This window comes from Isoptericola croceus, assembly GCF_029382255.1.
GTDB lineage: Bacteria > Actinomycetota > Actinomycetes > Actinomycetales > Cellulomonadaceae > Isoptericola > Isoptericola croceus.
In genome coordinates this window covers 226,381-246,337 of sequence record NZ_JARLLG010000003.1, presented here as the reverse complement: position 1 = coordinate 246,337, position 19,957 = coordinate 226,381, and the positions used below count along the sequence as shown (strand labels likewise).

Sequence of the window (19,957 nt, the reverse complement as noted above, 5' to 3'; positions counted from 1 at the left end):
TGCTGGGCGCTCGTTGGAGGGGAGTATCTCCCAAGTGGTGAGGTCGTCAGTACGACCGGCGTCGATGCCGGTTCGGTCTCACCCACCCTGGACGTCCGCGGGTGAGAGAGACCTCCGGTGCCCCGTCATGCGTGCCGGAAGGACTTGTCATGGATGTGCCCGTCTGGGTCTGGATCGTCACCGTCGGTGCGATCGTCGCGATGCTCGCCGTGGACTACCTCGGGCACGTGCGCACGCCGCACGTGCCGACCCTCAAGGAATCGACCTGGTGGTCGCTCGCCTACGTGGGGGTGGCTCTCGTCTTCGGTGTGATCGTGTTCGCCGGCTGGGGCAGCCAGTACGGTGGTGAGTACTTCGCCGGCTACATCACGGAGAAGTCGCTCAGCGTCGACAACCTCTTCGTGTTCGTCCTCATCATGACCAGCTTCCGCGTGCCCCGCGAGCACCAGCAACGAGTGCTGCTGGTCGGTATCACCATCGCGCTGGTGCTGCGCACGATCTTCATCCTGGCCGGAGCGGCCCTCATCGCGCACTTCGCCTGGATCTTCTACGTGTTCGGCGCGTTCCTCGTGTGGACCGCGATCGCCCAGGCCCGGGCGGGTACGGCGCACGAGGAGGAGTTCACCGAGAACGCCGCGCTGCGGCTGACCCGGCGGTTCTTCCGGACCACGGACGACTACGTCGACCACCGGATGACGGTCCGCTTCGACGGCAGGCGATACATCACGCCGATGCTCATCGTCATGATCGCGATCGGCAGCGCCGACCTGCTCTTCGCCGTCGACTCGATCCCGGCGATCTTCGGGCTGACGCAGGAGACGTACCTGGTCTTCGCGGCCAACGCCTTCTCGCTGCTCGGCCTGCGCCAGCTGTACTTCCTCGTCGACGGGCTGCTCGACAAGCTCGTGTTCCTCAACTACGGGCTGGCGGCGATCCTCGGGTTCATCGGGCTCAAGCTGATCATCCATGCTCTGCACACCAACGAGCTGCCGTTCGTCAACGGTGGTGAGCACGTCGAGGTGATCCCGGAGATCCCCACCAGCTACTCGTTGTCGTTCATCGTGGTGGTGCTGGCCGTCACGACGGTGGCCTCCCTCATGAAGAGCCGTCGTGACCAGCGGGTCGGTGTGGGTCTCGGGACGGGTGACCGCTGACCCACGAGCTGCCCGACTGTTCCTGGTCGTCGGACGGTGCGACAGGGGAGGCCGTCCCCGTAGGATCCGAGGATGCAGGGCGCGTCCCGCGCTGACCACATGCCCGGCCCACCGTGCCGGGCCTTCTGTTCGACGAGGAGTCTCATCGTGTCCGACAGCACGAACCCGCACTGGACGCCGCCCGGTGGACCTGACGGGCCGCCGTCGAGCGGCGACCGGAGCGGCCAGCCGGTGTACGGCCAGTACCTCCCCGCGGACGGCTACGTCGGTGGTCAGCCGTATCAGCCGTACCAGCTGCCCCAGCCGGTCGACCGGCCGAGAAGCCTGATCCTCGCCGTGCAGCTGATGTGGGGTGGCGCCGTCCTGACCGTCCTCGGCGCCGTCCTCGGTCTCCTCATGCTCGACACGATGCGCGAGGCGATGGCGCAGGAGCTGGTTGCCCAGGGCATGGCGGAGCTGGCCACGCCCGGGTTCCTCGACGCGATGGACGCCGTGCTCGTCGGCTCCCTCGTGGTAGGCGCTGTCGTCGGCGTCGGCCTGTGGTGCTGGATGGCCGTCAAGAACGGCCAGGGCAGGTCGTGGGCGCGGATCCTGAGCACCGTCCTCGCCGGCGTCTACGTGCTGAACTTCCTGTTCAGCCTCGGACAGATCGGGGTGGCGGTCCAGCAGGTGATGGGTCTCGTCCAGCTCGCGCTCGTCATCACCACCGTCGTGCTCATGTGGCAGCCCGCGTCGTCACAGTTCTACGCGGCGAGGTCCGTCAGGTCCTCGTGACAGGGGTCGTCGGCGCGGCGCGGCTCAGGCCGCGAAGCCGCCGATGACCGGCACCCACTCGCGCACGGACACCCGGGCGACGAGGCCCTCGCGGCGGAACGGGTCGTCGTCGAGCAGCGCCGTCGCGGCCGACGCCGACGATGCGGCGACGACGATCAGCGCCCCGTCCGGGTCGGTGTCCGTGGCGGGAAGCGGACCGGACACCAGCACCGACCCCTCGGCGCGCAGCGCCTGCAGGTGGTCGCGGTGCGCGGGGCGGACCCGGTCACGGGCGGCGGTGCTGTCAGCGGCGTAGTCGTAGGTCACGGCATAGACGGTCATGGTGCCATCCAAGCATCCCTGTCGCGGAGCGAGGGCAGGAGTCCAGAGCGCGAGGCGGGCGTCCGGGTGGTGGCCCGGGTGGCGGTTGCGCGGCGTGACATGGAACACCTGTACGAGTGTGGGTGTCGGGCCGTACGATGCTGCGGTGAGCAATCGCCTCGTCGTCTCCGGTGCCCGCGAGCACAACCTGCGCAACGTCGACCTCGACCTGCCGCGGGACTCGCTGATCGTCTTCACCGGCCTGAGCGGTTCGGGGAAGTCCTCCTTGGCCTTCGACACGATCTTCGCCGAGGGGCAACGGCGCTACGTCGAGTCGTTGTCCGCTTATGCGCGGCAGTTCCTCGGGCAGATGGACAAGCCGGACGTCGACTTCATCGAAGGGCTGAGCCCGGCGGTCTCGATCGACCAGAAGTCGACCAACCGCAACCCGCGCTCGACGGTCGGGACCATCACGGAGGTCTACGACTACCTCCGGCTGCTCTTCTCGCGCGCTGGGACCCAGCACTGTCCGGTGTGCGACGAGCGTGTCCAGGCCCAGACCCCGCAGCAGATCGTGGACAAGATCCTGGAGCTGCCCGCGGGCAGCCGGTACCAGGTGCTGGCACCGGTGGTCCGTGGGCGCAAGGGGGAGTACACCGAGCTCTTCGCCGACCTGCAGACGCAGGGTTTCTCCCGCGCGCGGGTGGACGGCGAGGTCGTCCAGCTGAGCAGCCCGCCGGCGCTCGAGAAGAAGGTCAAGCACGACATCGAGGTCGTCGTGGACCGGCTCGTCGCCCGCGAGGGAGTGCAGCGCAGGCTGACCGACTCCGTCGAGACGGCACTGGGGCTCGCGGGCGGGCTGGTGATGATCGACCTCGTCGACTCCTCGGACGGCCCCGGGGCCGACGGCGACGCCCCGAGCCTGCTGAAGTACTCGGAGAAGCGCGCCTGCCCCAACGACCACCCGTTGAGCCTGGACGAGATCGAACCGCGTACCTTCTCGTTCAACGCGCCGTACGGCGCCTGCCCCGAGTGCACCGGCATCGGGTTCCGGCTGGAGGTCGACCCTGAGCTGGTCGTGCCGGACCACGAGCGGACGCTGCGTGAGGGGGCCGTCGCGCCGTGGTCGCAGACCTCCTCGGAGTACTTCGAACGGGTGCTCGTCGCCCTCGCGGAGGAGATGAAGTTCTCGATGGACGTGCCCTGGCGGGCACTGCCGCAGCGGGCGCGGGACGCCGTCCTGCACGGGCGCAACCACCAGGTCCACGTCAAGTACCGCAACCGGTGGGGGCGCGAACGGCAGTACTCGACCGGGTTCGAAGGTGCGGTGACGTTCATCGAGCGTCGGCACGCCGAGACGGAGTCCGACTGGTCCAAGGAGCGGTACGAGGCCTACATGCGGGAGGTCCCGTGCCCGGAGTGCCGCGGGGCACGCCTCAGGCCCGAGGTCCTCGCCGTCAAGGTGGGCTCGAAGTCGATCTGGGACGTCTGCCGCATGCCGATCGGTGGCGCCAAGGAGTACCTCGACGCGCTCGAGCTGGGGACCCGCGAGACAGCGATCGCCGGTGAGGTGCTCAAGGAGATCCACGCACGGCTGGGGTTCCTGCTCGACGTCGGTCTGCACTACCTCACGCTGGAGCGGGCGGCCGGCACGCTGTCCGGCGGCGAGGCCCAGCGCATCCGCCTGGCGACCCAGATCGGCTCCGGCCTGGTCGGCGTCCTCTACGTGCTCGACGAGCCCAGCATCGGGCTGCACCAGCGTGACAACCGTCGACTCATCGACACCCTCACCAGGCTCCGGGACCTCGGCAACACCCTCATCGTCGTCGAGCACGACGAGGACACCATCCGCGCGGCGGACTGGATCGTCGACGTCGGCCCGGGTGCCGGCGAGCACGGTGGTGACGTCGTGCACTCCGGCGACTATGCCGGGCTGCTCGAGGCAGAAGGGTCGATGACCGGTGCCTATCTGTCGGGTCGGCGGAGCATCGCCCTGCCGGCGGCGCGTCGAGGTGTGGATCCGAAGCGACAGGTGTCCGTGGTCGGCGCACGGGAGAACAACTTGCGCGACATCGAGGTCTCGTTCCCTCTGGGGGTGCTGACGGCCGTCACGGGAGTCTCCGGCTCGGGCAAGTCCACGCTGGTGAACACGATCCTGCACACCGTCCTGGCCAACGAGCTCAACGGTGCCCGCCAGGTGCCGGGCCGTCACACGCGGGTGACCGGGGTCGAGCACTTGGACAAGGTGGTGCACGTCGACCAGGGTCCGATCGGTCGGACACCGCGCTCGAACCCAGCGACGTACACGGGGGTGTGGGACCGGGTCCGCAAGATCTTCGCCGAGACGGAGGAGGCGAAGGTCCGCGGCTACGGTCCGGGACGGTTCTCCTTCAACGTCAAGGGCGGCCGGTGCGAGGCGTGCTCCGGCGACGGCACGCTGAAGATCGAGATGAACTTCCTGCCCGACGTCTACGTCCCGTGCGAGGTGTGCCACGGTGCTCGGTACAACCGTGAGACCCTCGAGGTCCACTTCAAGGGCAAGACGGTCGCGGACGTCCTCGCGATGCCGATCGAGGAGGCCGCGGAGTTCTTCGCGGCGTTCCCCGCGATCTCACGCCACCTGAGCACGCTCGTGGACGTCGGCCTCGGCTATGTCCGGCTCGGTCAGCCCGCCCCGACCCTTTCCGGGGGCGAGGCGCAACGCGTGAAGCTCGCCAGCGAGCTGCAGAAGAGGTCGACGGGTCGCACCGTCTACGTGCTCGACGAGCCCACCACCGGTCTGCACTTCGAGGACATCCGCAAGCTGCTGGGCGTCCTGCAGTCCCTGGCCGACAAGGGCAACACCGTGCTGGTCATCGAGCACAACCTGGACGTCATCAAGAGTGCCGACTGGGTGGTCGACATGGGTCCTGAGGGCGGCTCGGGCGGCGGCACGGTGGTGGCACAGGGCACCCCGGAGCACGTGGCGACGGTCGAGGAGAGTCACACCGGTCGCTACCTGGCCGAGGTTCTCGCGGCCCACCCGGACGTCCCGGTCGAGCCGCCCGTCACGACGACCGCGCCGCCCGTGCCCGCGCGGAGCAGGAGCGCCAAGAAGGCGCGAGCCACCAAGCGCGACGCGGCCTGAACCTCTACGGTGTGGCCATGGGAGCCCACCACGAGTACTCGGTAGCAGTCAGCTGGCCCGCGTCCGACATCGAGCCGGGCGGTGCCGACACCGTGACGTCGTCGTACATCGCCTACACGCGCGATCATGACGTCGCCCTGCCCGGTCGGCCCGTCCTGCCAGGTTCGGCGGACCCGACGTTCCGTGGTGATCCCAGGCGGTTCAGCCCCGAGGACCTGTTCGTGGCGAGCCTCGCCCAGTGCCACATGCTCTGGTTCCTGCACCTGGCGGCCGAGAGCGGTCTCGCCGTGCGGGAGTACGTGGACGACGCCTCAGGGACGATGCGGGTCGAGGCCCGCGGGGAGGGGCAGTTCACCGACGTCACGCTGCGCCCGCGCGTCGTCGCGGAACCGGGCGATCAAGCCACCGACGAGCACGTCCGGGCACTGCACCATCGGGCGCACGCCCTGTGCTTCCTGGCTCGCAGCGTGAACTTCAGCGTGATCGTGGAGCCGGCACCGCTGCACCTGGTGGAGGCCGCCGCCTGAGCGGTGCCGGGTTGTCGGCTCCCTGACCTAACCTGGGCTCATGGCCGACCCTGCGACATATCGACCTCGACCGGGGGAGATCCCCACCTCGCCGGGTGTCTACCGGTTCCGTGACGCGCACGGCCGGGTGATCTACGTGGGCAAGGCGAAGAGCCTGCGCCAGCGCCTGTCGAGCTACTTCCAGGACGTCGCGAACCTGCATCACAGGACCCAGCAGATGGTGACCACGGCGGCCTCCGTCGAGTGGACCGTCGTCGGCACCGAGGTCGAGGCGCTCGCCCTGGAGTACTCCTGGATCAAGGAGTACGACCCCCGGTTCAACGTCAAGTATCGCGACGACAAGTCGTACCCGTACCTGGCGGTGACCATGGGCGAGGAGATCCCGCGTGCTCAGGTGATGCGGGGGGTGAAGCGGCCTGGCACCCGGTACTTCGGCCCCTACGGCCACGCGTGGGCGATCCGTGAGACTCTCGACCTCCTGCTGCGGGTCTTTCCTGTCCGTACCTGCTCCGCCGGTGTGTACCGGCGCGCCGAGCAGTCGGGTCGGCCCTGCCTGCTCGGCTACATCGACAAGTGCGCTGCGCCGTGCGTCGGGCGGATCACCCCTGAGGACCACCACCAGCTCGCGAGCGACCTGTGCGACTTCATGGCCGGTGACACCGCCCGCTTCGTCCGACGGCTCGAGCGCGAGATGGCGGACGCCGCCGCACATCTGGAGTACGAGCGGGCCGCCCGGCTGCGCGACGACCTGGGCGCCCTGCGGCGCGTGACCGAGAAGAACGCCGTCGTGCTGTCCGACGCGACCGATGCCGACGTCTTCGCTCTGGCCGGCGACGAGCTGGAGGCTGCGGTCCAGGTCTTCCACGTGCGCGGAGGAAGGATCCGCGGCCAGCGCGGCTGGGTGGTGGAGAAGGTCGAGGACATCACGGACGCCGAGCTGATCGAGCACCTGCTGCAGCAGGTGTACGGCGCGGTGGATGACTCGCTGGACCCCGGCGCGAGCGAACGTGAGGCGCGTGCGGCGGCGCGGGACGCCGTCCCCCGCGAGGTGCTGGTGCCGATCTTGCCGTCGGACCTCGAGCAGGTCACGGCATGGCTGACCGGGCTCCGCGGTGCGCGGGTCGACGTCCGGGTCCCGCAGCGCGGCGACAAGCGCGAGCTGGCCGAGACGGTGCGCACGAATGCCGAGCAGGCGCTCGCACTGCACCGCACGCGGCGGGCCGGGGACCTGACGACCAGGAGTCAGGCCCTGGCCGAGCTGCAGGAGGCGCTGGGGCTGGACGAGGCTCCGCTGCGGATCGAGTGCTACGACGTGTCGCACACGCAGGGCTCCTACCAGTCGGCGTCGATGGTCGTCTTCGAGGACGGGCTGCCCCGCAAGAGCGAGTACCGGTCCTTCTCGGTGCGCGGGCCGGAGGGGGACGGCGCGGCGGACGACACCGCCGCGATGTACGAGGTGATCAGGCGGCGCTTCAAGCGCTACCTGGCGGACCGGCACGCCTCCGGTGAGCTGGGGGTGACCGGCGCGGTCGCGGCCGAGGTGGAGCCGGAGGAGCGGCGCCGGTTCGCCTACCCCCCGCACCTCGTCGTCGTCGACGGCGGACCGCCGCAGGTGGCCGCCGCCGCCCGCGCGCTCGAGGAGCTCGGGGTGACCGACGTCGCGCTGTGCGGGCTGGCGAAGCGGCTGGAGGAGGTCTGGGTCCCCGACGACGACTACCCCGTCATCCTGCAGCGCGCGTCGCAGGGTCTGTACCTCCTGCAGCGGGTGCGCGACGAGGCGCACCGTTTCGCCATCGCCCAGCACCGCCGCCGGCGCAGCAAGGGGATGGTGTCGTCCGTGCTCGACGACGTGCCAGGTCTCGGTCCCGCTCGTCAGCAGGCGCTCCTGGCACGGTTCGGCTCGGTCAAACGCCTGCGTGCCGCGAGCGCCGCCGAGATCGCCGAGGTCCCGGGGATCGGAGCACGGACGGCCGACGCCGTCGTCGAGGCTCTGGCGAAGGTCGAGTCTGTCGGACCTGCCGGTGCTTCGCCCGGCACACGGGATGGCATGCTGGGCCCATGAGCGAACCGTCGCCCATCACTGTCCCGCAGGGCATCGCCGAGATCGAGGCAGCGACACCTGCGCCCGAGCGCGCCGACCCCGAGGTGCTCGTCATCACGGGCATGTCCGGCGCGGGTCGGACGCGCGCCGCCGGCGTCCTGGAGGACCTCGACTGGTTCGTGGTCGACAACCTCCCGCCCCTGATGATCGTCCCGCTCGTCGACCTGATGACCAAGGCAGGCTCGTCGGTCGAGCGGCTCGCCGTCGTCGTCGACGTCCGTGGACGGGAGTACTTCCCGGAGCTGGCCGAGGCGCTCGGCCACCTGCGATCGGGCGGGGTGACCTACCGGATCCTCTTCCTGGACGCCTCCGACGAGGTGCTCGTGCGCCGGTTCGAGAGCGTGCGCCGTCCGCACCCTCTGCAGGGCGAGGGTCGCATCCTCGACGGCATCGCCGCCGAGCGTCGTGTGCTGGACTCGATCGCCGAGCGGGCGGACGTGGTGGTCGACACCACCGACCTGTCCGTGCACGACCTGGCCAAGGAGGTGCGCGACGCCGTGGCCGCGGGCTCGGTCGACACCCTGCGGATCAACATCGTCGCCTTCGGGTTCAAGTACGGTCTGCCGCTCGACGCCGACCACGTGGCGGACGTCCGGTTCCTGGCGAACCCCTACTGGATCTCCGAGCTGCGCCACCTCACGGGACAGGACGAGGCGGTGCGCAGCTACGTCCTCGGACGGCCGGGTGCCACGGAGTTCGTCGAACGCTACGTCGCCGCGCTCGAGCCGGTCCTCGCCGGGTACGTCGCCGAGGAGAAGCGGTACGTGACGATCGCCGTGGGATGCACGGGCGGCAAGCACCGGTCCGTCGCCATCGCCGGGGAGATCGCCGAACGTCTGCGGGCCGCCGGTCAGCGCGTCACGGTCGCGGCCCGTGACCTCGGGAAGGAATAGGACGCTGAGCTCGGCCGACGACAGCGCTGCGCGCACTCACCTCGCGCCCCGTCACATCGGGGGGCCGGAAGGACCGCGGACCGTCGCGCTCGGTGGTGGGCACGGCCTGTCCGCGAGCCTGGGAGCGCTGCGCCTCCTGACCGAACGGCTCACCGCCGTGGTGACGGTGGCCGACGACGGCGGTTCCTCGGGACGGCTGCGTGACGAGCTCGACGTCCTGCCGCCGGGTGACCTGCGCATGGCTCTGGCCGCGCTGTGCGACGACTCGGAGTGGGGCAGGACGTGGAGCGACCTGCTGCAGCACCGTTTCGCCTCGGGCGGGGACCTCGACGGCCACGCGATGGGCAACCTGCTCATCGTGTCGCTGTGGGACCGCCTCGGCAACACGGTGGCCGGCCTGGACTGGGTCGGACGCCTGCTCGGTGCGCGCGGTCGTGTGCTGCCGATGGCCTCGGTGCCGCTCGTCGTCGAGGCCGACGTCGTGGATCGCGGGGTGTCGACCACCGTCGTCGGTCAGAGCAGCGTCGCCGTCAGCGGCGGTCGCATCGACCAGCTGCGTCTGGATCCCGTCGACCCGCCGGCGTGCCCTGAGGCCGTTCGCGCGGTGATGGACGCGGACTGGGTCGTGCTGGGCCCTGGGTCGTGGTACTCGTCGGTCCTCGTCCATCTGCTCGTGCCCGGGTTGGCGGCGGCGCTGCACGCGACTCCGGCACGCCGTTGCGTGACCCTGAACCTGAGCGCGGAACCGGGGGAGACGCGCGGTCTGACAGCACCCGCGCACCTGGCGGCGCTGCGACGGCACGCGCCCGAGCTGCGGATCGACGCCGTGCTGGCGGACCCGTCGACGGTCGACGACGCCGAGGAGCTGCGGGCGGCGGCCGAGGCCCTCGGCGCGCGGCTCGTCGTGGCGTCCGTGGCGCGGGGCGACGGCACCCCTCGTCACGACCCGCTGCGGCTCGCCGCGGCCTACCGGGACGTGTTCGAGGGGCCGCCGGCTCCTGGCCGGGACGAGTCGCACCGCTGACGGCGCACCTCTCGGGCGCGTGGCAGGATGACGCCATGGCGCTGACGGTAGAGGTGAAGGACGAGCTGTCCCGGCACGTGGTGACCCGGACGTCGTGCCGCAAGGCCGAGGTCTCCGCGATGCTCAGGTTCTCGGGTGGCTTGCACATCATCTCCGGGCGCGTGGTGATCGAGGCCGAGCTCGACTCGGAATCGGCCGCGGCACGGCTGCGGCGGTCGATCGTCGACCTGTACGGGCACACCAGCGAGCTGATCGTGGTCAGGGCCGGTGGTCTGCGCAAGAACGACCGCTACGTCGTGCGGGTGGTCCGCGACGGCGAGTCCCTCGCCCGCCAGACGGGCCTGCTGGACTCGCGTGGCCGTCCGGTGCGTGGGCTGGCGCCGGAGGTCGTCTCGGGAGGTGTGGACGCGGCCGAGGCCGTGTGGCGGGGCGCGTTCCTCGCGCACGGGTCGCTGACGGAGCCCGGACGGTCGATGTCCCTCGAGGTGACGTGCCCCGGCCCGGAGGCGGCGCTCGCGCTGGTCGGTGCGGCACGTCGCATCGGGGTGCAGGCGAAGTCTCGCGAGGTGCGCGGGATCGACCGTGTGGTGGTGCGCGACGGCGACGCCATCAGCGAGGTCCTGCGGCGCATGGGCGCCGTGGTCACCCGCGAGACGTGGGAGAAGCGCCGCGCTCGCCGCGAAGTACGTGGCACCGCGAACAGGTTGGCGAACTTCGACGACGCGAACCTGCGCCGCTCCGCGCGGGCGGCGGTGGCGGCGGGCGCCCGGGTGCAGCGGGCCTTCGAGATCCTCGGGGACGAGGTGCCGGAGCACCTGCGCGAGGCGGGCGAGCTGCGCCTGGCTCACAAGCAGGCATCGTTGGAGGAGCTCGGCCAGCTCGCCTCCCCCCAGCTCTCCAAGGATGCCGTGGCTGGTCGTATCCGTCGGCTGCTCTCGACGGCCGACAAGCGCGCGATGGATCTCGGCATCCCGGACACCGAGGCCGGGCTCTCTCCTGACCTGCTGGACCTCTGATCCGACGCTGCCGGCGGCACTGGTCCGACCACCTGTCTCACGGGCGACCGGAGTCAGCACCCGGCAACGGATGGGTATAGGCTCCGAGGTGTCAGGTGACGACGGTGTGACCCTGGGCTGATGTCCCGGCTACGCGTCACGGGACCTCCGGGGTGACTCCGTCTCGTCCAGCGCGCCGAGGGCGCGCTTGAGTTTGGCATCAACCGTGTGCGCCGGTCCGGATCCGGCGCGCCCTGAGGAGGGCTATCGTGACCATCCGCGTCGGCATCAACGGCTTCGGCCGCATCGGACGTAACTTCTACCGCGCTCTCACCGAGTCGGGTGCAGACATCGAGGTCGTGGGCGTCAACGACCTGACCGACAACAAGACCTTGGCCCACCTGCTGAAGTACGACACCACGCTGGGTCGCTTCGGCAAGACCGTCGAGTTCGACGACGACAACATCATCGTCGACGGCACCAAGATCCGTGCACTCGCCGAGCGCGACCCGGCGAACCTGCCCTGGGCCGAGCTCGGTGCGGACATCGTCATCGAGTCCACCGGGTTCTTCACGGACGCCACCAAGGCCAAGGCGCACATCGACGCCGGCGCCAAGAAGGTCATCATCTCCGCCCCGGCGAAGAACGAGGACGCGACCTTCGTGATGGGCGTGAACAGCGACCAGTACGACCCGGCCGCGCACCACATCATCTCGAACGCCTCGTGCACCACGAACTGCCTCGCCCCGCTGGCCAAGGCGCTCAACGACTCGATCGGCATCGAGCGTGGTCTGATGACCACGATCCACGCCTACACGGGTGACCAGAACCTGCAGGACGGCCCGCACGGCGACCTGCGTCGTGCCCGCGCCGCCGCGCAGAACATCGTTCCCACGACGACCGGTGCGGCCAAGGCCGTGGCGCTCGTGCTGCCCGAGCTCAAGGGCAAGCTCGACGGCTACGCCCTGCGCGTGCCCGTCATCACCGGCTCGGCCACGGACCTCACCTTCGAGGCGCCGAAGGACGTGACGGTCGAGGAGGTCAACGCCGCGGTGAAGGCCGCCGCCGAGGGCCCGCTCAAGGGCGTGCTGTCCTACGTCGAGGACGACATCGTCTCCTCCGACATCGTGACGGACCCGCACCAGAGCATCTTCGACGCCAAGCTCACCAAGGTGATCGGCAACCAGGTCAAGGTCGTCTCCTGGTACGACAACGAGTGGGGCTACTCGAACTCCCTCGTGTCGCTGACGCTGCTCGTCGGCGACAAGCTCTGAGAAACAGTTCCGCCCGAGCATGACCACGACGTCCGCGGGTGCGCGGTCCGCCCGTCCTCGTGACGAGCGATCCGCACCCGCGGACGTCGTCGTGTCACCGGAAGTACGACACCACCCGACCTTTCTGCACGAGGTGAGCTCATGAAGACGATCGACTCTCTCGGGGACCTGCGCGGCCGGCGCGTCCTCGTCCGCTCCGACTTCAACGTGCCGCTGGACGGCGCGACCATCACGGACGACGGCCGCATCCGTGCGGCGCTGCCGACGCTGAAGCGGCTGGCCGACGGCGGTGCGCGCGTCGTCGTCATGGCCCACCTGGGCCGGCCGAAGGGCAGCCCGGACCCGACGTTCTCCCTCGCGCCGGTGGCGGCTCGTCTGGGCGAGCTGCTCGGCCAGGACGTCGCGCTCGCCACGGACCTCGTCGGTGAGTCGGCGCGCTCCACCGTCGCGGACCTGGCCGACGGCCAGGTGGCCCTGCTCGAGAACGTCCGCTTCGACGCCCGGGAGACCTCCAAGGTCGACGCCGAGCGCGCGGAGCTGGCCGCCGAGCTCGCTGAGCTCGCGGACGCCTTCGTGTCCGACGGCTTCGGTGTCGTCCACCGCAAGCAGGCCTCGGTGTACGACATCGCCCAGCTCCTGCCCGCAGCCGCGGGCGACCTGGTGCTGAAGGAGGTCGAGTCGCTCTCGCGGGCCACGACCGACCCGGAGCGCCCCTACGCCGTCGTGCTCGGCGGCTCGAAGGTCTCCGACAAGCTCGGCGTCATCGCGAACCTGCTCACCAAGGCCGACCGCCTGCTCATCGGCGGTGGGATGGTCTTCACGTTCCTCGCCGCCAAGGGGCACGCGACCGGTGCCTCGCTCCTCGAGGTCGACCAGGTCGAGACCGTCCGGGGATACCTGGCGCAGGCCGAGGAGAACGGGGTCGAGATCGTGCTGCCGACCGACATCGTGGCGGCGGACTCGTTCGCCGCGGACGCCCCGCACACGACGGTCGCGGCCGACGCGATCCCCGACGGCACGATGGGCCTGGACATCGGTCCGGAGTCCGGCGAGCTCTTCACCGCGAAGCTCGCGGACGCGCGGACGATCGTCTGGAACGGTCCCATGGGCGTCTTCGAGTTCGACGCCTTCGCCGGTGGGACCCGTGCGGTGGCGCAGGGCATCGTCGACGCGACGGGCACGGGCGCCTTCTCCATCGTCGGTGGCGGGGACTCCGCGGCCGCGGTGCGCATCCTCGGCTTCGACGAGGACGGCTTCAGCCACATCTCGACCGGCGGTGGCGCGAGCCTCGAGCTGCTCGAGGGCAAGGAGCTCCCCGGCCTGACCGTTCTCGCGGGCTGACCGTCACGAGCTGACCATCCACCACGACACGAAGGACACGACTGTGGCCACGAACCGCACGCCGCTGATGGCAGGCAACTGGAAGATGAACCTGGACCACGCCGAGGCGATCGCCGCGGTCCAGAAGCTCGCATGGACCCTCAAGGACGCGTCGCACGACTACTCCGCGGTGGAGGTGGCGGTGCTCGCACCGTTCACCGACCTGCGGTCGGTCCAGACCCTGGTCGACGCCGACAAGCTCGAGGTCCGCTACGGTGCGCAGGACCTCTCGCAGCACGAGTCCGGTGCGTACACCGGTGAGGTCTCCGGCGCGATGATCGCGCGCCTCGGCTGCACCTACGTCGCCGTCGGGCACTCCGAGCGCCGTGAGTACCACGCCGAGGACGACGCCGCGGTCAACGCCAAGGTCAAGGCGGCGTTCGCCAAGGGCATCACCCCCATCCTGTGCGTCGGCGAAGGCCTCGACGTGCGCAAGGCGGGCGACCAGGTCGCCCACACGCTGGCCCAGCTCGACGCCGCTCTCGACGGCGTCCCGGCTGCACAGGCGAAGGACGTCGTCGTGGCGTACGAACCCGTGTGGGCCATCGGTACCGGAGAGGTCGCGACGCCCGAGGACGCGCAGGAGGTCTGTGGCGCGGTCCGCACCCGCCTCGCGGAGCTCTACGACGCCGAGCTCGCCTCCGGCGTCCGTGTGCTGTACGGCGGTTCGGTGAAGTCGGGCAATGTCGCGCAGATCATGGCGCAGCCCGACGTCGACGGTGCGCTGGTCGGTGGCGCGAGCCTCGACCCGGAGGAGTTCGCGAAGATCGCGCGGTACCAGTCGCACGTCGCCTGACGCCGCAGGGCGGGGCTTCGGGCGCCGTCCACCCAGAACGCCTCTCGTGGCGGTCAGCCCTTGGTCATGCCAAGGGTTCGCCACGAGAGGCGTTCGTCACTTAGTCTTGAGCCCGCCGGGCAATCCCGGCACCGTCAGCCCGCCGTGAGGCGGCCGAGAACCGAGGACACTCATGTTCGACGCGTTGACCATCTTCCTGAATGTCGTGCTCGTGCTCACCAGCGCGTTCCTGATCCTGCTGATCCTGATGCACAAGGGCAAGGGCGGCGGCATGTCCGACATGTTCGGGGGCGGGATGACGAGCGCAGCGGGAAGCTCCGGTGTCGCCGAGCGCAACCTGAACCGCATCACGGTGGGCATCGCCCTGGTGTGGACCGTCGTCGTCGTTCTTCTCGGGCTCGCGACCAAGGTGAGCTGACGGACCAACCAGCCGCTCCCGGGGGTGCGGCGTCGGACGGCACGGGGCGCCGTCGGGCACGAGGATCGTCCGTGGGCGAGGGCCCACTGAGTCGAAGGTGAGGACGACACGTGGCATCTGCTGGACACGCCATCCGTGGCTCGCGCGTCGGAGCCGGGCCCATGGGAGAGCAGGAGCGCGGTGAGATGGCGCCGCGTACCGTGGTCTCCTACTGGTGTCTCAACGGTCATGAGACACGGCCGAGTTTCGCGGCGTTGGAGGAGTTCGAGCCACCCGAGCACTGGGACTGTCCGCGCTGCGGGTTGCCTGCCGGTCAGGACCAGGCGAACCCTCCCGCTCCGCTGCGCAACGAGCCGTACAAGACGCACCTGGCCTACGTGAAGGAGCGCCGTTCGGAGGCGGACGGCGCCGCCCTGCTGGAGGAGGCGCTCGCGACGTTGCGAGACCGGCGGTCCGGCGGGCTGGCCACGGCACGCTGAGACCACCACGCGAGGGGCGGCCCCGAGAACAGGGCCGCCCCTCGCGTCGTCGGTCGTGCCGGGCTGTGACTCAGCCGCGGCCGGCAGCGGCGGCGGCGTCGAGGAGCCACAGGGTGCGGTCGTGCCCGACGGCGCGCACCGCCGGCACCTCGGTCACGGGACCGTCCGCCAGGGCGGCTGCGGCCTGTTCGGCCTTCTCCGCGCCGGCCGCGACGACCCACACCTCGCGGGCGTGCCCGATGCTGGCGAACGTCAGCGTGACGCGCTCGGGCGGCGGCTTGGGGGAGGCATGGACCCCGACGACGGCGCCGGGGGCGGAGAGCGCAGGGTGCCCGGGGAACAGTGAGGCGACGTGGCCGTCCGGACCCATACCGAGCAGGAGCACGTCGAACGCCGGCACGGTGTCGCCGTCGGCGGCGAAGGCGGCCAGCTCGGCGGCGTAGGCCGCGGCGGACTCCTCCGGGGTGGAGGCATCGTCCGGGCCGACGCCGCGGGCGGGCACGGCGTGGACGTTGCGTGCCGGCAGGCCCGAGGAAGCGACGAGGTCGTCGAGCAGTGCTTCGCGTGCCTGGGTCTCGTTCCGGTCGCGGTCGCCGGCCGGCAGGAACCGCTCGTCTCCCCACCACACGTGGACACCGGACCAGTCGACCGCCTCACGCAGTGGGCTCGCGGCCGCCGCGTCGAGCGTCTTGATGCCGACGGTCCCGCCGGTCAGGACGACGTGCACGGGACGACGAACGGACTGGACGTCCAGGATGCGGGTCAGCAGCCGTGCGGCGGCGGCCTCCGCGAGGACGGTGGGGTCCGGATGGACGACGACCAACCGCGTGCTCATGCGATCTCCTCCGTGCACGATCGCTGCGGTGCCTCGCTCCGGTGCACCTCGTTCCTCGGCGCCCCTGCGCGGGGGCTCCTCGGTGCCCCTGCGCGGGGGCTCATCGCGCTCATGCGTCCACCTCCACGGTGTCGACGCGCGCCAGACCCTTGCCGAGCACCTGGCCGTAGATCTCGTCGGGATCGAGCCGGCGCAGCTCCTCGATGATCGCCTCCGAGAGGGAACGGATCGGCAGGGACATGCGTCGATCGGGCTTGCCGGGCTGGCTGATCGTGACGACCCGGCCGTCGGGCCGGTCGAGGACGATCGGACCGCTCTTGCGCTCCAGCGTCACGCGGGTGATCGCGTCGGAGCCCGTGGTGCGCACGACCGTGGCCGGGCACTTGAGCTTCATCCCGAGCCAGGCGGCGAGCAGGTCGAGCGAGGTGTGCTCGGACTGGCCCTCCACCCGGACGGCGGTCACCGGTTCGTACGGCGGCTGGTCGATCGCCGCCGCGATGAGCCCGCGCCACAGGGTGACACGTGCCCAGGCGAGGTCGGTGTCACCCTCGGTGAACGTCGTGGCGAGACGACCCAGCATCGCGACCGGGTCGTTCGCCGTCGTGGTGTCGGTGATGCGGCGCTGGGCCATGGCCCCCAGCGGGTCCGCCGTCGGGTCGTCGGGGCCGCCCGTGGGCCACCAGACGACGATCGGTGCGTCCGGCAGGAGCAGCGGCATGACCAGCGTGTCGGGATGGTCGCGCAGCGGCTCGGCGCACCGCAGGACGACGACCTCGGAGGCTCCGGCGTCGCCTCCCACGCGGATCTGGGCGTCGAGGCGGCCCGTCGTCGTACGGGTGGCCAGCGGCGCGACGACGACGACGCGGCACGGGTGCTCGTGGCTGGCCTCGTTGGCCGCGGTCACCGCGGCCTCGATGTCGTCCTCGACGGCGACGACGACGAGGGTCAGCACGCGGCCGAGCGCCACGGCACCGCCTTCGTCGCGCAGGTGGTCGAGACGCTTGCTGACCGCGTTCGTCGTGGTGTCCGGCATGTCGATGATCATGGGGTGCTCCTTCGTCGTGCCGGTGGGTCAGGGACGGCGCCAGCTGCGCCCGTCGCGGGCCATCATGGCGTCGGCCGACGGTGGCCCCCACGACCCGGACGGATACGGCTCCGGCCTTCCCTTGTTGGCCCAGTGCGTGATCACCGGGTCGAGGATCTTCCAGGACAGCTCGACCTCCTCGCGCGTCGGGAAGAGCGGCGGGTCGCCCAGCAGGACGTCGAGGATCAGTCGCTCGTACGCCTCGGGGGAGGACTCGGTGAAGGAGTGGCCGTAGCCGAAGTCCATGGTCACGTCACGCACCTCCATGGCGGTCCCGGGGACCTTCGCCCCGAACCGCAGCGTCACGCCCTCGTCGGGCTGGACGCGGATGACGAGCGCGTTGCTGCCCAGGTCCGAGGTGAGCGAGCTCTCGAACGGCAGGTGCGGCGCCGTCTTGAAGACGACCGCGACCTCGGTCACGCGGCGGCCCAGCCGCTTGCCGCTGCGCAGGTAGAACGGCACGCCGGCCCACCGTCGGTTGTCGATGTCGAGCCGGATCGCCGCATAGGTCTCGGTGGTGGACTCCGGGTTGAAGCCCTCCTCCTCGAGGAACCCCACGACCTTCTCGCCGCCCTGCCAGGCGGAGGCGTACTGGCCTCGGGCAGTGTGCCGGGACAGGTCGCGCGGGAGCCGCACGGAGGACAGCGCCTTGATCTTCTCGGCGCGCAGCGCGTCGGCGTCGAAGTTGACGGGCTCTTCCATCGCGACGAGGGCCAGCAGCTGTAGGAGGTGGTTCTGGATGACGTCCCGGGCGGCACCGACCCCGTCGTAGTACCCGGCACGCCCACCGATGCCGATGTCCTCGGACATCGTGATCTGGACGTGGTCGACGTAGTTGCTGTTCCACAGCGGCTCGAACATCTGGTTCGCGAAGCGCAGCGCGAGGATGTTCTGCACCGTCTCCTTGCCGAGGTAGTGATCGATGCGGAAGACCGACTCCGGCTCGAACACCTTCGAGACGACGCCGTCGAGCTCCTGGGCGGAGGTGAGGTCGTGACCGAACGGCTTCTCGATGACCACCCGTCGCCAGGCGTCCTCCTCCGACTCCGACAGGCCGGACCGGGAGAGCTGCTCGCACACGAGCGGGAAGGCGCTCGGCGGCACGGACAGGTAGAAGGCGTGGTTGCCGCCGGTGCCGCGCTCGGCGTCGAGGTCCTCGACCGTCCGCCGCAGGCGCTCGAACGCCTCCGGGTCGTCGAACGATCCCTGGACGAAGCGGATGCCTTCGCTCAGCTGTCGCCAGGTCGCCTCGCGGAAGGGCGTGCGGGCGTGCTCCTTGACGGCGTCGTGCACGATCTGGGCGAAGTCCTGGTCGTCCCAGTCCCGGCGGGCGAAGCCGGTCAGCGCGAAGCCGGGCGGCAGCAGCCCGCGGTTGGCGAGGTCGTAGACCGCCGGCATGAGCTTCTTGCGGGACAGGTCGCCCGTGACCCCGAAGATGACCAGCCCGCAGGGCCCGGCGATCCGGGGGAGCCGGAGGTCGAGCGGGTCGCGCAGCGGGTTCTGCTCAGCAGTGATCTTGGCCGGTCTCACGGTGCCCCGTCTCTCTCGTGGTACGTACTGGGTGTGGCGTGCTGGTCGTCGCCCGAGCCGGCCGGGAGCGCTCAGGCACCGGCGGCGTCGAGCCCGGTCTTGGTCGTGGTGAGCAGCTCGTCCCAGCTCTTCTCGAACTTCGACACGCCCTCGTCCTCGAGCCGGGCGGTCACCTCGGCCATGGAGATGCCCTGTGCCTCGACGGCAGCCAGGGTGGCGGAGGCCTGCCCGGCCGTCCCGGAGACCGTGTCGCCGGGGATGTCGCCGTGGTCCGCGACGGCGTCGAGGGTGGCCTGGGGCATCGTGTTCACGACGCCGGGCGCCACGAGCTCGGTCACGTAGAGGGTGTCGGGGTAGGCCGGGTCCTTGACACCGGTAGAGGCCCACAGGGGGCGCTGGGGCTTCGCGCCCGCCGCGGCGAGCGTCTGCCAGCGCTCGGAGGCGAGGACCTCCTCGTAGGCGGCGTAGGCCAGGCGTGCGTTCGCGATCGCCGCCGTGCCGCGCAGGGCGAGCGCATCCTCGGTACCGACGTCGGTCAGTGCGGCGTCGACGGCGGCGTCCACGCGGGAGACGAAGAAGGAGGCGACCGACCCGATGGGGGCCAGGTCGTGGCCCGTGGCGTGCGCCCGCTCCAGCCCGGTGAGGAAGGCGTCCATGACGGCGCGGTAGCGCTCGATGGAGAAGATGAGGGTGACGTTGACGCTGATCCCGGCCGCGATGGTCTCCGTGATCGCGGGAAGTCCCTCGACGGTCGCGGGGATCTTGATCATGACGTTGGGCCGGTCGACGGTGGTCCAGAGTCGCTGGGCGGTGGCGACCGTGGCGGCGGTGTCACGGGCGAGGCGGGGGTCGACCTCGATGGAGACCCGCCCGTCGACGGTGCCGGTCGCGTCGTAGACGCCTCGGAGCACGTCGGCCGCCGCACGGACGTCGTCGGTGGTGATCGCCTCGACGGCTGCTTCGACGTCGGTACCGGCCAGCTCGGCGAGCGCGCTGTCGTAGGCGTTCCCGGCGGCGAGCGCTCCGGCGAAGATGGTGGGGTTGGTGGTGACGCCGACGACGTCGTGGGTGTCGATCAGGCCGGCCAGGTTGCCGCTGTCGAGGCGCTCGCGCGACAGGTCGTCCAGCCAGATGGACACGCCTGCCTCGGAGAGGCGCCGGGTGGGTCGGTTCGTCTCAGTCATGTCAGGTCTCCTGCCTGGACGTCGGGAGCGGCGGCCTCACCACCGTGCTCGTCACATGGTGGACGACGACGGCGGCCGACGC

Annotated in this window: 18 protein-coding genes; 13 read left to right on the top strand and 5 right to left on the bottom strand. The window is 70.6% G+C overall.

Annotated features, from left to right (window positions below; translation table 11 throughout):
• The first annotated feature begins 149 nt into the window (after positions 1–149).
• Positions 150–1,154, top strand: coding sequence for a TerC family protein (locus PZC42_RS09765; RefSeq protein ID WP_277210478.1), 1,005 nt, complete (start codon positions 150–152; stop codon positions 1,152–1,154).
• A gap of 147 nt (positions 1,155–1,301) precedes the next feature.
• Positions 1,302–1,928 (top strand): hypothetical protein, encoded by a 627-nt coding sequence (locus PZC42_RS09760; protein ID WP_277210476.1) that lies wholly within the window; start codon positions 1,302–1,304, stop codon positions 1,926–1,928.
• A 24-nt stretch (positions 1,929–1,952) separates the two neighbouring features.
• On the opposite strand, the gene PZC42_RS09755 is transcribed toward PZC42_RS09760, so the two are convergent.
• Positions 1,953–2,249 carry a YciI family protein gene (locus tag PZC42_RS09755; RefSeq protein WP_277210474.1) on the bottom strand — a complete coding sequence of 99 codons (297 nt, stop codon included), beginning with the start codon at positions 2,247–2,249 and terminating at the stop codon, positions 1,953–1,955.
• A gap of 145 nt (positions 2,250–2,394) precedes the next feature.
• Here PZC42_RS09755 and uvrA point away from each other — a divergent pair, with 145 nt between their 5' ends.
• The 11 genes from uvrA (at position 2,395) to PZC42_RS09700 (ending at position 15,242) form a co-directional block, all read left to right on the top strand.
• A complete protein-coding gene (uvrA, locus tag PZC42_RS09750; protein ID WP_277210472.1) occupies positions 2,395–5,355 on the top strand; it encodes an excinuclease ABC subunit UvrA in 2,961 nt (986 codons plus the stop codon).
• 17 nt (positions 5,356–5,372) lie between these two features.
• Complete coding sequence (locus PZC42_RS09745) at positions 5,373–5,882, top strand: OsmC family protein (RefSeq protein WP_277210470.1); 510 nt, start codon at positions 5,373–5,375, stop codon at positions 5,880–5,882.
• 40 nt (positions 5,883–5,922) lie between these two features.
• Positions 5,923–7,944: an excinuclease ABC subunit UvrC gene (gene uvrC, locus PZC42_RS09740; RefSeq protein WP_277210468.1), complete on the top strand. Its 2,022-nt coding sequence runs from the start codon at positions 5,923–5,925 to the stop codon at positions 7,942–7,944.
• Positions 7,941–8,876 (top strand): RNase adapter RapZ, encoded by a 936-nt coding sequence (rapZ, locus tag PZC42_RS09735; RefSeq protein ID WP_277210466.1) that lies wholly within the window; start codon positions 7,941–7,943, stop codon positions 8,874–8,876. Before uvrC ends, rapZ begins: the two co-directional genes overlap by 4 nt.
• A gap of 55 nt (positions 8,877–8,931) precedes the next feature.
• Positions 8,932–9,900 (top strand): gluconeogenesis factor YvcK family protein, encoded by a 969-nt coding sequence (locus tag PZC42_RS09730; RefSeq protein ID WP_277210772.1) that lies wholly within the window; start codon positions 8,932–8,934, stop codon positions 9,898–9,900.
• A 35-nt stretch (positions 9,901–9,935) separates the two neighbouring features.
• Entirely contained in the window at positions 9,936–10,916 is a 981-nt protein-coding gene (gene whiA / locus PZC42_RS09725; RefSeq protein ID WP_277210463.1) for a DNA-binding protein WhiA, read from the top strand.
• Positions 10,917–11,164: 248 nt separating this feature from the next.
• The gene (gene gap, locus PZC42_RS09720; RefSeq protein ID WP_277210462.1) at positions 11,165–12,169 is read left to right on the top strand and encodes a type I glyceraldehyde-3-phosphate dehydrogenase; all 1,005 of its coding nucleotides are present in this window, start codon (positions 11,165–11,167) and stop codon (positions 12,167–12,169) included.
• A 141-nt stretch (positions 12,170–12,310) separates the two neighbouring features.
• A complete protein-coding gene (locus PZC42_RS09715; RefSeq protein ID WP_277210460.1) occupies positions 12,311–13,510 on the top strand; it encodes a phosphoglycerate kinase in 1,200 nt (399 codons plus the stop codon).
• Positions 13,511–13,577: 67 nt separating this feature from the next.
• Positions 13,578–14,345 (top strand): triose-phosphate isomerase, encoded by a 768-nt coding sequence (tpiA, locus tag PZC42_RS09710; protein ID WP_277210770.1) that lies wholly within the window; start codon positions 13,578–13,580, stop codon positions 14,343–14,345.
• A 172-nt stretch (positions 14,346–14,517) separates the two neighbouring features.
• Positions 14,518–14,763, top strand: coding sequence for a preprotein translocase subunit SecG (gene secG, locus PZC42_RS09705; RefSeq protein ID WP_277210458.1), 246 nt, complete (start codon positions 14,518–14,520; stop codon positions 14,761–14,763).
• A 110-nt stretch (positions 14,764–14,873) separates the two neighbouring features.
• Positions 14,874–15,242 (top strand): RNA polymerase-binding protein RbpA, encoded by a 369-nt coding sequence (locus tag PZC42_RS09700; RefSeq protein WP_277210456.1) that lies wholly within the window; start codon positions 14,874–14,876, stop codon positions 15,240–15,242.
• Positions 15,243–15,312: 70 nt separating this feature from the next.
• On the opposite strand, the gene pgl is transcribed toward PZC42_RS09700, so the two are convergent.
• From pgl to tal, 4 genes are all read right to left on the bottom strand, one after another.
• Positions 15,313–16,077, bottom strand: a complete 765-nt coding sequence (pgl, locus tag PZC42_RS09695; RefSeq protein ID WP_277210454.1) for a 6-phosphogluconolactonase — start codon at positions 16,075–16,077, stop codon at positions 15,313–15,315.
• Between the two features lie 109 nt (positions 16,078–16,186).
• Positions 16,187–17,122: a glucose-6-phosphate dehydrogenase assembly protein OpcA gene (gene opcA / locus PZC42_RS09690; protein WP_277210452.1), complete on the bottom strand. Its 936-nt coding sequence runs from the start codon at positions 17,120–17,122 to the stop codon at positions 16,187–16,189.
• A gap of 27 nt (positions 17,123–17,149) precedes the next feature.
• A complete protein-coding gene (gene zwf / locus PZC42_RS09685; RefSeq protein WP_277210450.1) occupies positions 17,150–18,691 on the bottom strand; it encodes a glucose-6-phosphate dehydrogenase in 1,542 nt (513 codons plus the stop codon).
• A 71-nt stretch (positions 18,692–18,762) separates the two neighbouring features.
• Positions 18,763–19,875 carry a transaldolase gene (tal, locus tag PZC42_RS09680; protein ID WP_277210449.1) on the bottom strand — a complete coding sequence of 371 codons (1,113 nt, stop codon included), beginning with the start codon at positions 19,873–19,875 and terminating at the stop codon, positions 18,763–18,765.
• Positions 19,876–19,957: the final 82 nt, after the last annotated feature.

Bases quoted from the DNA above. Each gene is read 5' to 3' on its own strand.
- PZC42_RS09755 (WP_277210474.1), bottom strand. From the start codon at position 2,249: ATGACCGTCTATGCCGTGACCTACGACTACGCCGCTGACAGCACCGCC.
- secG (WP_277210458.1), top strand. From the start codon at position 14,518: ATGTTCGACGCGTTGACCATCTTCCTGAATGTCGTGCTCGTGCTCACC.
- opcA (WP_277210452.1), bottom strand. From the start codon at position 17,122: ATGATCATCGACATGCCGGACACCACGACGAACGCGGTCAGCAAGCGT.
- whiA (WP_277210463.1), top strand. From the start codon at position 9,936: ATGGCGCTGACGGTAGAGGTGAAGGACGAGCTGTCCCGGCACGTGGTG.
- uvrC (WP_277210468.1), top strand. From the start codon at position 5,923: ATGGCCGACCCTGCGACATATCGACCTCGACCGGGGGAGATCCCCACC.
- pgl (WP_277210454.1), bottom strand. From the start codon at position 16,077: ATGAGCACGCGGTTGGTCGTCGTCCATCCGGACCCCACCGTCCTCGCG.
- PZC42_RS09745 (WP_277210470.1), top strand. From the start codon at position 5,373: ATGGGAGCCCACCACGAGTACTCGGTAGCAGTCAGCTGGCCCGCGTCC.
- PZC42_RS09765 (WP_277210478.1), top strand. From the start codon at position 150: ATGGATGTGCCCGTCTGGGTCTGGATCGTCACCGTCGGTGCGATCGTC.
- tal (WP_277210449.1), bottom strand. From the start codon at position 19,875: ATGACTGAGACGAACCGACCCACCCGGCGCCTCTCCGAGGCAGGCGTG.
- rapZ (WP_277210466.1), top strand. From the start codon at position 7,941: ATGAGCGAACCGTCGCCCATCACTGTCCCGCAGGGCATCGCCGAGATC.
- PZC42_RS09715 (WP_277210460.1), top strand. From the start codon at position 12,311: ATGAAGACGATCGACTCTCTCGGGGACCTGCGCGGCCGGCGCGTCCTC.
- tpiA (WP_277210770.1), top strand. From the start codon at position 13,578: ATGGCAGGCAACTGGAAGATGAACCTGGACCACGCCGAGGCGATCGCC.